The following is a 10933-nucleotide window of genomic DNA, read 5'->3' as shown; positions in this document are numbered from 1 at the left end:
AGAGAAAAAGAAAAAAAGCAGGGAGGGGAGTGAGCGAGAGAACATCCTCGATCAAGACGGAGCGGTGCACACCCCCACCTCCGCCCCCCCCCCCCACTGCTGTGACCGGTGCGAGGACGGCGCTGGGCCTCAGCCGCCGAGCGGGAGGCCGTTGACGGAACTCGCGCCCTGGGCGAGGCCGTTGACCGGCAGTCCGCCGAGCAGGCCGTTGAGCGGGCTCGCGGTGCCGGCGGTGCTCGCCGAGCCGAAGACGATCGGCAAGACCTGCCGCAGGGTGCCGAGCCCGAGCTTGCTGCCCTGGACGACATCGGACGCGGGCGCGGGAAGCTGCTCGGCGGTCTGCTCCAGCGGCAGCTGCTCAGCGGCGGAACCCACGGTGTCCAGCGCGGTGACCGCGCTCTTGGCGACGAGCGCGGCGGGGCCGGTGGGCGCGGCGGCGGAGGCGGTGCCCGCGGCGGCGGAGGCGAAGGCGGCACCGAGGGCGGTGACACCGAGAGTCTTGACGGCGGACTGCTTCATCTGCGGTTCGTCCTTGGGGAGGGGAACGGGGGGAGGTGACGGGGCGGGGAAAGACACGCAATGCGAGCGGCTCTGCAAATTAGCCAGTCGCCCGTATTCCCCGCAAACACCGGCGGGCGTCCGGAATAACGTGTTCCGGACCGCCCGCCGAAGCTTTCGTCGCCACCCCAGCAGCAGATAATCGCTGGTCAGGACCTTCTACTTGAACAGCCATTCGGACTTCAGCTCGGCATACCCGGGCTTGATCACGTCATTGATCATCGCAAGTCGTTCATCGAAAGGAATGAATGCTGATTTCATCGCATTGACGGTGAACCACTGCATGTCGTCGAGCGTGTAACCGAAGGTGTCGACCAGCAGCTCGAATTCGCGGCTCATGCTCGTACTGCTCATCAGCCGGTTGTCGGTGTTGACCGTGGCGCGGAAGTGGAGTCTGCGGAGCAGCCCGATGGGGTGCTCGCCGTACGAAGCGGCCGCGCCCGTCTGGAGGTTGGAGCTGGGGCACAGCTCCAGCGGGATGCGCTTGTCCCGTACGTACGCGGCAAGCCGCCCCAGCGTCACCGAGCCGTCCTCGGCGACCTCGATGTCGTCGATGATGCGCACGCCGTGGCCGAGCCGGTCGGCGCCGCACCACTGGAGCGCCTGCCAGATCGAGGGCAGTCCGAAGGCTTCGCCCGCGTGGATGGTGAAGTGGTTGTTCTCGCGCTTCAGATACTCGAAGGCGTCGAGGTGGCGGGTGGGCGGGTAGCCGGCCTCCGCGCCCGCGATGTCGAAGCCGACGACGCCCGAGTCCCGGTAGCGGTTGGCGAGTTCGGCGATCTCCAGGGCGCGGGCGGCGTGCCGCATCGCGGTGAGCAGGGCGCCGACCCTGATCCGGTGGCCATGGGCGTGGGCGCGCCGCTCGCCTTCGCGGAAGCCCTCGTTGACGGCTTCGACGACCTCTTCGAGGGTGAGCCCGCCCTCCAGGTGCTGTTCGGGCGCGTACCGCACCTCCGCGTAGACGACCCCGTCCTCGGCGAGGTCCTCGGCGCACTCGGCGGCGACCCGGAACAGCGCGTCGCGGGTCTGCATGACCGCGCAGGTGTGGGCGAAGGTCTCCAGATAGCGCTCCAGCGAACCGGAGTCGGCGGCCTCGCGGAACCAGGTGCCGAGTTTGTCGGACTCATGCTCGGGCAGGCTCCCGTAGCCGGTCTCGCGGGCGAGGTCGATGATCGTGCCGGGGCGCAGGCCGCCGTCCAGGTGGTCGTGGAGGAGGACCTTGGGGGCGCGGCGGATCTGGTCGGCGGTGGGCGGACGGTAGGTCTGGCTCGTCATCTGCGCACTCTAACGCCTACGCGCGTAGATCGTGGTGCGTCGATATGTAACAGTGATCCGGCGTACGGGTGGAGTACACCCGGACTTCTGAGACTGTTCTGCTATGGGACAGAAAGCGGTTCCCGGGCCGGGGGGACGTACGGCAGGCCGGGACGGTTCGGCACGCGCGCGTCGCGCGGAGCCCCGGGCGCGGCTCGGACGGGCGTTCACCGCACCTCCCACCGGGTCGGCGACGGGGGGCGTGGTCCTGGTCCTCCCCTCCGGCGAGCCGGTCTCCCACCGCCGCCCCTCGCCCGTCGCGTACGCCCGAGTGCTGCCGCTGGCACGGGCGTTGGCGCGGTCGGGCGCCGCGGAGGGGCTGGTGGTGCACGTGGTGCACTACGGACGGCGCGGCTGGAACGGTACGGACGCGCAGCTCGCGGCGGACGCCGAGTGGGCGGCGGAGGAGGTCGTACGGCGCTACGGCGACGTGCCGATATGCCTGGCCGGGCACGGCATGGGCGGCCGGGCCGCGCTGCACGCCGCGGGGCATTCCGCGGTCAACTCGGTGCTGGCGATGGCTCCTTGGCTGCCGGAGCGGGACCGGGCGGTCGAGCCGGAGCCGGTAGGGCAGTTGGCGGGACGGCATGTACTGATCATGCACGGCACGAATGACCGGCGCAGCGACCCGGAGCTGTCCTACCGGCTGGCCGCGCGGGCCAAGAAGATAAACCGCGATGTCTGCCGCTTCGAGGTGCACTCGGACGGCCACGCGCTGCGCCAGCACCCGGCCGAAGTCCTGGCGCTGGCACGGGACTTCGTCTTAGGCGCGCTGCTCTCGCGCGCGTACTCCCGCCCGGTCGCGGACGCACTGGCGGCGCCGCCGCCACTGGGTCTGCGGATGCCGTTGGCGGCGGGGTTCGGCAGGTCGATACGGGGCTGAGTCCGGTCCGGCGCGCCATCTCAGCCCGTCCGGCGATTGAGGACACGTGCACCGCGGCCGTCCGGCCGCCGAGCGTACGAGCCACCTCAGCGCGAGCCACCTCAGCCCGTCCGGCGATTGAGGACGAACCGGCAGCCGGACGGACCCGGTGAAGCGATCGCTCAGTCCGGCAGCAACTGCCCCCGCCGCGACAGCAAAAAGCGTTTGAACGCCGCCACCGGAGGCGTGTCCGGGTGCCCGTCCAACCACGCGACGCCGATCTCCCGTACCGCCCGCGGCGCCGTCACCGTCAGCTCGACCACCCCCGGCCGCGCCACCGCCGGCGGTGGCAGCAGCGCCACCCCCAGCCCCGCCGCCACCAGCCCCCGCAGCGTCTCCGCCTCCTCACCCTCGAAGGCGACCCGCGGCCGGAAGCCCGCCTCGGCGCAGAGCGCGTCGGTGATACGGCGCAGCCCGTACCCCGGTTCCAGGGTGACGAACGTCTCGTCCGCCGCCTCGGCCAGCCGTACGCGCCGCCGCCCCGCCAGCCGGTGGTCGTCCGGGACGACCAGCCGCAGCCGCTGTTCGTCGAGCCTGCGGGCGACCAGATCGGGCGCGTCGGGCACCGGCGAGGTCAGACAGAGGTCCAGTTCGCCCGCGCGCATCCGCTCCAGCATCGCCTCGCCGTAGTTCTGGACGAGCTGGAACCGTACGCGCGGATGGTCCGCCCGGAAGGCCCTGATCAGGCCCGGTACGGTCTCCGACCCCATGGTGTGGAGGAAGCCGAAGGCGACCTTGCCCGATGCCGGGTCCGCGTCGGCCCGTACGGACTCGGCCGCGCGCTCCACCTCCGCGAGGGCCCGTTCGACCGAGGCGAGGAAGGTACGGCCGGCCGGGGTGAGGGCGACCGTACGGCCCTTGCGGGCGAACAGCGCGACGTCCAGGTCCTGTTCGAGCCGGACCATCGCCCGGGACAGCGTGGACTGCGGTACGGCCATGTCCTGCGCGGCCCGGGTCACATGCTCGTGCCGCGCGACTCCGGCGAAGTACGCGAGACGCGGGGCGAGGACCGCCGACCAGGACTCGGGGTCAAGACCGGCCGCGCCCCGCGCGTTCGGTGTCGTCGTGGTGTCTTCTGCGTCACTGCTCCATGACACGCGCTTGTTCGACCTCGGTTCATGCGCCATGGGAACGATTATCGCCATTCCATGCATTGGACGCATGAAGCCGTGGTGCTTACGTTCGAGACATGCCTTCCGTCAGTACCGGGGCGCCCGCCACCGCGGGTGCCTCCTCCGTCCCGTCCACGGCCACCGCCTCCGGCTCCGCCGATTCCTACGCCTCTTCGTCCGCGCTCCGTCGGATGCGGCTCGCGCTCTTCGCCGCCGGGGTCGCGACCTTCGCCCTCCTCTACTCCACCCAGGCCCTGCTGCCCGCGCTCTCCGCCGGATTCGGGGTGACCGAGAGCCGGGCGAGCTGGACGGTGTCGGCGGCCACCGGCGCGCTGGCGCTGTTCGTACTGCCGCTGAGCGCGCTCTCCGAGCGGTTCGGGCGGCGGGCGCTGATGACCGGTTCGCTGGCGGTCGCGGTGGCGGTCGGGCTGCTGGTGCCGTTCGCGCCCGATCTGGAGTGGCTGGTGGCGCTGCGCGCCGTCCAGGGCGCTGCGCTCGCCGGACTGCCCGCGTCGGCGATGGCGTATCTCGCCGAGGAGGTACGGCCGAAGGCTCTGGTCGCCGCGATCGGTCTGTTCGTGGCGGGGAACAGCGTCGGCGGGATGAGCGGCCGTATCGTCACCGGCTGGGCCGCCCAGCTCTGGGGCTGGCGGGCGGCGCTCGGCGCGGTCGGGCTGCTGGCGGTGGTGTGCGCGGTGGTCTTCCGCGTCCTGCTGCCCAAGGCGCGGAACTTCACGCCGCGTCCGGTGAGCCCGCGCTCGCTGGCGCGGACCGTCGGCGGGCATCTCGCCGATCCGCTGCTGCGGCGGCTGTACGCGATCGGCGCGCTCTTCATGACGGTGTTCGGCGCGGTCTACACCGTGATCGGCTACCGGCTGGTGGAGGCCCCGTTCAGCCTTCCGCAGGGCATCGTGGGCTCGATCTTCTTGGTCTATCTGGTCGGTACGGCCTCCTCCGCCGCGGCCGGGCACCTGGTCGGGCGGCTGGGGCGGCGCGGCGCGCTCTATCTGGCCGTGGGGACGACGACGGCGGGTCTGCTGCTGTCGCTCGCGGACACCCTGGCCGCGGTGCTGCCCGGTCTGGTGCTGATCACGGCGGGCTTCTTCGCGGGTCACGCGGCCGCCTCGTCCGCGGTGAGCCGTACGGCCAGGACGGGCCGCGCGCAGGCCTCGGCGCTCTACCAGTCGGCGTACTACCTGGGCAGCAGCGCGGGCGGCACGCTGGGCGCGGTCGCGTTCCACGCGGGCGGCTGGGCGGCGACCGTGCTGCTGGGGCTCGCGGCGGTGCTCGGGGTCGTCTCGATCACGCTGTACGGGACGCGGTGCGCGCGCCTGGAGCGGCGCCTGTCGGGCGCCACTGCTGCTGACGCCACCAGCGCTGCCGCTGCTCGTAGTTGACGCGACTGACGACACGACCGACGCGATTGACGCAACTGACGCGAAACTCCTGTGCGAATCATCTGAATCGCCGATCCGTGCAACTTCGCGTGCACTTCACCCGTCTACCACCCCGAACACGCCATACGAGTGACGTGTACCGAAGGGGGGACGGGACGGATGGGACACATACGCCGGACCGGGGCCGTGGCGGCGGGCATCACCGCGCTGGTGGTCCCGCTGACCATGGCGCTGGGCGCCGCACCCGCGCAGGCGGCTTCCTGTACGACGAGCAAGGGCCCGTACCAGAAGCAGGTCGAGAAGTTCCTCGGCCGGCCGGTGGACGGCAAGCAGTCCGCCGCCGACTGCAAGGCCATCCGCGCCTTCCAGACGAAGCACGGCATCACACCGACCATCGGCTACGCCGGACCCGTCACGTGGGGCGTGATGGATCTGATGAACAAGCAGAAGGCGGCGGGCAAGACCCCGAACAAGGCCGGCAAGTGCCCCGTCAACAAGGGCCGGATCGCCTGTGTCGACCTGACGCGCCAGCTCAGCTGGATCCAGGACGGCAAGAAGCTGGTATACGGGCCGGTGCCGGTCCGCACCGGACGGAACGGCTACGAGACGCGCACCGGGCTGAAGAAGATCTACTGGCGGAACAAGAACCACGTCTCGTCGATCTACAACGTGCCCATGCCGTACAGCCAGTTCTTCGACGGCGGCCAGGCCTTCCACTCGGTCGCTGTGAGCGTGTGGAACCCGCCGGGTTCGCACGGCTGCGTGAACATGACGAAGACCGCCGCGGCGAAGTACTGGTCGCTGCTGAGGAACGGCGACGACGTGTACGTGTACGGGCGCAAGCCGGGCACCTGAGCGGGGCGGATGGGCCCGGTCCGGGGTTTTCCCCAGGCCGGGCCCATTGTCAGTGGCGTGCGATAGCTTCCCAGAGACCGGTGCCAAGGGGGCACAAGGGGGCAACTGGGGTGACCTATGGCTGATCGCACGACAACACCGACAACACCGCCGGCGCAGGACCTGGACGCACGGCTCGAAGAGCACCGCACCGAGCTGACCGGCTACTGCTACCGGATGCTGGGCTCGGCCTTCGAGGCCGAGGACGCCGTGCAGGACACCCTCGTGCGGGCCTGGCGGAGCTTCGGCACCTTCGAGGGCCGGGCCTCGCTGCGGTCCTGGCTCTACCGCATCGCGACCAATGTCTGTCTGGACATGCTCAGCGCGGGCAGCCGCAGGGCCCGGCCCATGGATCTCTCCGACCCGACTCCGGTGGCAGAGGCGCGGCTCACCGCCCGCCCGGAGGCCACCTGGCTGGAGCCGGTGCCGGACGGGCGGGTGCTGCCTTCGGTGGCCGATCCGGCGGACACCGCGGTGTCGCGGGAGACGATCCGGCTGGCGTTCGTGGCCGCGCTCCAGCATCTGCCGCCGAAGCAGCGGGCGGTGCTGATCCTGCGGGAGGTGCTGGCCTGGAAGGCGAGCGAGGTCGCCGAGCTGCTCGGTACGACGGTCGCCTCCGTCAACAGCGCGCTCCAGCGGGCCCGGGCCACGCTCGCCACCGCCGAGCCGGCCGGGACCGCCACGGCGGATCCGCTGGACGCCGAGCAGAAGGCGCTGCTGGAGCGCTATGTCACGGCCTTCGAGGGGTACGACATGGAGGCGCTGACCGCGCTGCTCCACGACGACGCGAAGTTCTCCATGCCGCCGTACGACCTGTGGCTCCAGGGGCATGCGGACATCGTGGGCTGGATGCTCGGGGTCGGCTCGGTCTGCCGCGGGTCACGGCTGCTCCCGACGGCCGCCAACGGCACTCCGGCGTTCGCGCACTACCACCCGGCGGAGGACGGCGAGGGGCATACGCCCTGGGCGCTCCAGGTCATCGAGATCGAGGACGGCCGGATCTCGGGGATCCACAACTTCCTGGAGGCGGGTCGCTGGTTCCCGCTGTTCGATCTCCCGGAGAGGCTGGCGCCGCCGAAGCCGGAATCCTCCCAGCCGGAGACCTCGGAGACGGAGTCCTCGAAACCGGAGGAGCCGTGAGTCAGAGGTCCTTACCCTCGGCGCTCCCCGGTGGCTGCTGGGCCAGGCTCAGCAGGCCCACCAGGTCGAGCAGCAGCCGCAGTTCGCGGCCGGCGCCGCGCAGCCGCACGCGGCAGCCATGGCGGCGGGCGGTGAGCTGGAGCCTGGCCAGGGCGTCGACGGCCGTCAGGTCCGGCGGGCCGAGGCCGCCGACGTCACAGATCGCCTCGGCCGCGCCCGTACCGCACAGACGAGCTGTCAACTCCTGGCACAGGCGCGGCACATCGGCCGGGGTGAGCCGGCCCGCGATGACGAGAACGATCGGTTCTGTGGCGTCCACACTCCAACAGACCGCCGCCGCGGCCGGAACTCATCGAACGGGGACCCATCGAACGGGGACTCATCGAAGGTGGCCGGCCCCTGTCCGGGGTCCAGGCCCGGTCCGGTACCTAGTCCACCGGGTACGCGATCCGTTCCAGGACCACCGGGCCCGCCTTGTACGAGGTGCCGGGCGCCGCGATGTCGTACGCGCCGTCCAGTGCCTCCAGGGCGTAGCCGAACTTCTCGGGCGTGTCCGTATGCAGTGTCAGCAGCGGCTCGCCCGCGGTGATCTGATCGCCCGGCTTGGCGTGCAGTTCCACGCCCGCGCCCGCCTGGACCGGGTCCTCCTTGCGGGCGCGGCCCGCGCCGAGGCGCCAGGCGGCGACTCCGACTCCGTACGCGTCGAGGCGGGTGAGGACGCCCGACGACGGCGCGGTGACGACCTGCCGCTCGCGGGCGACGGGCAGCGCCGCGTTCGGGTCGCCGCCCTGGGCCGCGATCATCCGCCGCCAGACGTCCATCGCCGAGCCGTCGGCCAGCGCCTTCGCCGGGTCGGCGTCCTTGAGGCCGGCCGCGTCGAGCATCTCGCGCGCGAGGGCGAGGGTCAGCTCGACCACATCGGCCGGGCCGCCGCCCGCGAGCACCTCGACGGACTCCCTTACCTCCAGGGCGTTGCCCGCGGTGAGGCCGAGCGGGGTGGACATGTCGGTGAGCAGCGCGACGGTCCGTACGCCGTGGTCGGTGCCGAGGCCCACCATCGTGGCGGCGAGTTCCCGGGCGTCCTCGGCGGTCTTCATGAAGGCGCCGGAGCCGACCTTGACGTCCAGGACCAGCGATCCCGTGCCCTCGGCGATCTTCTTGGACATGATCGAGGAGGCGATCAGCGGGATGGCCTCGACGGTGCCGGTGACATCGCGCAGCGCGTACAGCTTCTTGTCGGCGGGGGCCAGTCCGTCGCCGGCCGCGCAGATGACCGCGCCGGCGCTCTCCAGGACCTCCAGCATCTCGGAGTTGGAGAGCAGCGCCCGCCAGCCGGGGATGGACTCCAGCTTGTCGAGGGTGCCGCCGGTGTGGCCGAGGCCCCGGCCGCTGAGCTGCGGTACGGCGGCGCCGCAGGCGGCCACCAGGGGGGCCAGCGGCAGGGTGATCTTGTCGCCGACCCCGCCGGTGGAGTGCTTGTCGGCGGTGGGGCGGGACAGCGCGGAGAAGTCCATGCGCTCGCCGGAGGCAATCATGGCGGCGGTCCAGCGGGCGATCTCCGTACGGTTCATGCCGTTGAGCAGGATCGCCATGGCCAGCGCCGACATCTGCTCGTCGGCGACCTCACCTCGCGTATAGGCGTCGATCACCCAGTCGATCTGCTCGGGGCTCAGCTCGCCCCGGTCCCGCTTGGTGCGGATGACGGAGATGACGTCCATGGCGTTCCTTTCGTACACGGGTGGTACACGTCGTACAGGGTGATACCCGGCCGGTGCGGCGGCCTGCCCGGGCAGTACGGCCCCGGCCCGCCGGGTCGCGGCGGTGCCGGGGCCGGGTTCATGGGACCCGCGCCTGCGGTCCTACGGCGCGAGGTGGCCGGGGCCGAAGGCCTGGGGGAGCATCTGGTCGAGGGTGCGGATTCCGTCCGGGGTCTCCAGGACCAGTTCGGGGCCGCCGAACTCGTACAGGAGCTGCCGGCACCGTCCGCACGGCACGAGCACCTCGCCCGTGCCGTCGACGCAGGTGAAGTGGGTGAGCCGGCCGCCGCCGCCGAGCTGGAGGGCGGAGACCAGACCGCATTCGGCGCACAGCCCGAGGCCGTACGACGCGTTCTCGACATTGCAGCCGGTGACCGTACGTCCGTCGTCGGCCAGCGCGGCGGCGCCGACCGGATAGCGCGAATACGGGACGTACGCGTGGGCCATGGCGGCCCGGGCCGCGGCCCGCAGGGCCTCCCAGTCGACGCCCTCGCCCGGCCCGCACCCGCCCGGCTCGCCCCCGCCGGGCTGTCCGGCGGCGTCGGCGGCGGTCATGTGCCCTGTCCTCTGCGGTAGCGCATGCCATCAGCTTTCGGCATCCGCAGCCGCTGTGCCGACAGGGAGAGCACCAGAAGGGTCACGACATAGGGGGTGGCGCCGACGAAGTCCTCGGGCACGGTGTCCGTGAGGAGGTACCAGACCAGGATGAGGACGGCGACGACCGCGCTGGCGGCGGCCTGGACGACCGCCTTGCGGTAAGCCTTCCAGAGGGCGAGCAGCACCAGCAGGACGACGAGCAGGAGCAGCAGCGCGTGCACGGTCTCGCCGCCGTTGCGGAGCTGGAGCGCGTCGGAGAAGCCGAACAGTCCGGCGCCCATGGCGAGCCCGCCGGGCCGCCAGTTGCCGAAGATCATCGCGGCGAGGCCGATATAGCCGCGCCCGCCGGTCTGTCCCTCCAGATAGATGTGCGAGGGGACGGTGGCGAGGAAGGCGCCGCCGAGCCCGGCCAGACCGCCGGAGACGGCGACCGCCGCGTACTTGTGGGCGTACACATTGACGCCCAGCGACTCGGCCGCGACCGGGTTCTCGCCGCAGGAGCGCAGCCGCAGCCCGAACGGCGTCCGCCACAGCAGCCACCAGCTCCCGACGAAGAGGAGGACGGCGAAGACGGTCAGCACGGAGACATTGGTGACGAGCCCGCCGAGGATGCCCGCGAGGTCGGAGACCAGGAACCAGTGGCGGTCCGCCAGCGAGGTCAGCCCGTCCGAGAGCCCGGGGACGGTCACATCGGGGATGGAGTCGACCGGCGGCGACTGCTTGGGGTTGCCGCCCTTGGTCAGCGCCTCGCCGGAGTTGAAGAAGATCTTGGCGAGATACTGGGTGACGCCGAGGGCCAGCAGGTTGATGGCCACACCGGAGACGATGTGGTCGACGCCGAAGGTGACGGTCACGACCGCGTGCAGCAGTCCGCCGAGGACCCCGAAGGCGACACCGGCGAGCAGGCCGAGCCAGGGGCTGGTCTGCCAGCCGATCCAGCCGGCTCCGAAGGTGCCGAGGATCATCATGCCTTCGAGGCCGATGTTGACCACCCCGGCCCGTTCGGACCAGAGCCCGGCGAGCCCCGCGAGCCCGATGGGCACGGCGAGACCGAGGGAGGCGCTGATCTGGCCGGTGGAGGTGAGCTGGTCGGAGCCGGTGAGGATCCGTACGGCGGAGAGCAGGATCAGGACGCCCGCGATGATCAGCAGGATCCGGGCGAGGCTGAGCTTGCGGCGTACGGGCCTGGCGCCCGCCGCCTTCGGCGCGGCCGGAGGCGGCGTGGCGGGCATCCTCGACGGG

The 10933-nt window shown here is 71.5% G+C and carries 11 protein-coding genes; 4 read left to right on the top strand and 7 right to left on the bottom strand.

The genetic code is table 11. The annotated features are described in order from the left end of the window. Positions 1-129: 129 nt before the first annotated feature. Both ACFU9P_RS06455 and ACFU9P_RS06450 read right to left on the bottom strand, forming a co-directional pair. Positions 130-519: an ATP-binding protein gene (locus ACFU9P_RS06455; protein WP_384078041.1), complete on the bottom strand. Its 390-nt coding sequence runs from the start codon at positions 517-519 to the stop codon at positions 130-132. A 198-nt stretch (positions 520-717) separates the two neighbouring features. Beyond that, complete coding sequence (locus ACFU9P_RS06450; RefSeq protein ID WP_376386354.1) at positions 718-1833, bottom strand: adenosine deaminase; 1116 nt, start codon at positions 1831-1833, stop codon at positions 718-720. Positions 1834-1936: 103 nt separating this feature from the next. Here ACFU9P_RS06450 and ACFU9P_RS06445 point away from each other — a divergent pair, with 103 nt between their 5' ends. After that, complete coding sequence (locus ACFU9P_RS06445; protein WP_376386352.1) at positions 1937-2755, top strand: alpha/beta hydrolase; 819 nt, start codon at positions 1937-1939, stop codon at positions 2753-2755. Positions 2756-2916: 161 nt separating this feature from the next. Here ACFU9P_RS06445 and ACFU9P_RS06440 read toward each other — a convergent pair whose 3' ends face one another. After that, the gene (locus ACFU9P_RS06440) at positions 2917-3921 is read right to left on the bottom strand and encodes a LysR family transcriptional regulator (RefSeq protein WP_376386350.1); all 1005 of its coding nucleotides are present in this window, start codon (positions 3919-3921) and stop codon (positions 2917-2919) included. 62 nt (positions 3922-3983) lie between these two features. Between ACFU9P_RS06440 and ACFU9P_RS06435 the strand changes: the two genes are divergently transcribed. The 3 genes from ACFU9P_RS06435 (at position 3984) to ACFU9P_RS06425 (ending at position 7337) form a co-directional block, all read left to right on the top strand. Next, positions 3984-5303: an MFS transporter gene (locus ACFU9P_RS06435; protein ID WP_384078040.1), complete on the top strand. Its 1320-nt coding sequence runs from the start codon at positions 3984-3986 to the stop codon at positions 5301-5303. A 159-nt stretch (positions 5304-5462) separates the two neighbouring features. After that, positions 5463-6158: a L,D-transpeptidase family protein gene (locus ACFU9P_RS06430; RefSeq protein ID WP_384078039.1), complete on the top strand. Its 696-nt coding sequence runs from the start codon at positions 5463-5465 to the stop codon at positions 6156-6158. Positions 6159-6275: 117 nt separating this feature from the next. Further along, positions 6276-7337 carry a sigma-70 family RNA polymerase sigma factor gene (locus tag ACFU9P_RS06425; protein WP_384078038.1) on the top strand — a complete coding sequence of 354 codons (1062 nt, stop codon included), beginning with the start codon at positions 6276-6278 and terminating at the stop codon, positions 7335-7337. 1 nt (position 7338) lies between these two features. On the opposite strand, the gene ACFU9P_RS06420 is transcribed toward ACFU9P_RS06425, so the two are convergent. The 4 genes from ACFU9P_RS06420 to ACFU9P_RS06405 all read right to left on the bottom strand — a co-directional run bounded on the left by ACFU9P_RS06420 (position 7339) and on the right by ACFU9P_RS06405 (position 10923). Further along, entirely contained in the window at positions 7339-7656 is a 318-nt protein-coding gene (locus ACFU9P_RS06420) for an STAS domain-containing protein (protein ID WP_384078037.1), read from the bottom strand. A gap of 109 nt (positions 7657-7765) precedes the next feature. Further along, entirely contained in the window at positions 7766-9055 is a 1290-nt protein-coding gene (locus tag ACFU9P_RS06415) for a thymidine phosphorylase (RefSeq protein WP_376386340.1), read from the bottom strand. A gap of 141 nt (positions 9056-9196) precedes the next feature. Further along, positions 9197-9649: a cytidine deaminase gene (locus tag ACFU9P_RS06410; protein ID WP_384078036.1), complete on the bottom strand. Its 453-nt coding sequence runs from the start codon at positions 9647-9649 to the stop codon at positions 9197-9199. Continuing rightward, positions 9646-10923 carry an ABC transporter permease gene (locus ACFU9P_RS06405; protein ID WP_384078370.1) on the bottom strand — a complete coding sequence of 426 codons (1278 nt, stop codon included), beginning with the start codon at positions 10921-10923 and terminating at the stop codon, positions 9646-9648. Before ACFU9P_RS06405 ends, ACFU9P_RS06410 begins: the two co-directional genes overlap by 4 nt. Between the last annotated feature and the right edge of the window lie 10 nt (positions 10924-10933).

It is taken from the genome of Streptomyces sp. NPDC057617 (assembly GCF_042800555.1).
Lineage (GTDB): Bacteria > Actinomycetota > Actinomycetes > Streptomycetales > Streptomycetaceae > Streptomyces.
Note: the sequence above shows the minus strand (reverse complement) of the source record. Positions and strands in the feature narration are given on the sequence as shown.

Bases quoted from the DNA above. Each gene is read 5' to 3' on its own strand.
- ACFU9P_RS06410 (WP_384078036.1), bottom strand. From the start codon at position 9,649: ATGACCGCCGCCGACGCCGCCGGACAGCCCGGCGGGGGCGAGCCGGGC.
- ACFU9P_RS06405 (WP_384078370.1), bottom strand. From the start codon at position 10,923: ATGCCCGCCACGCCGCCTCCGGCCGCGCCGAAGGCGGCGGGCGCCAGG.
- ACFU9P_RS06415 (WP_376386340.1), bottom strand. From the start codon at position 9,055: ATGGACGTCATCTCCGTCATCCGCACCAAGCGGGACCGGGGCGAGCTG.
- ACFU9P_RS06445 (WP_376386352.1), top strand. From the start codon at position 1,937: ATGGGACAGAAAGCGGTTCCCGGGCCGGGGGGACGTACGGCAGGCCGG.
- ACFU9P_RS06440 (WP_376386350.1), bottom strand. From the start codon at position 3,921: ATGGCGCATGAACCGAGGTCGAACAAGCGCGTGTCATGGAGCAGTGAC.
- ACFU9P_RS06435 (WP_384078040.1), top strand. From the start codon at position 3,984: ATGCCTTCCGTCAGTACCGGGGCGCCCGCCACCGCGGGTGCCTCCTCC.
- ACFU9P_RS06455 (WP_384078041.1), bottom strand. From the start codon at position 519: ATGAAGCAGTCCGCCGTCAAGACTCTCGGTGTCACCGCCCTCGGTGCC.
- ACFU9P_RS06450 (WP_376386354.1), bottom strand. From the start codon at position 1,833: ATGACGAGCCAGACCTACCGTCCGCCCACCGCCGACCAGATCCGCCGC.
- ACFU9P_RS06425 (WP_384078038.1), top strand. From the start codon at position 6,276: ATGGCTGATCGCACGACAACACCGACAACACCGCCGGCGCAGGACCTG.
- ACFU9P_RS06430 (WP_384078039.1), top strand. From the start codon at position 5,463: ATGGGACACATACGCCGGACCGGGGCCGTGGCGGCGGGCATCACCGCG.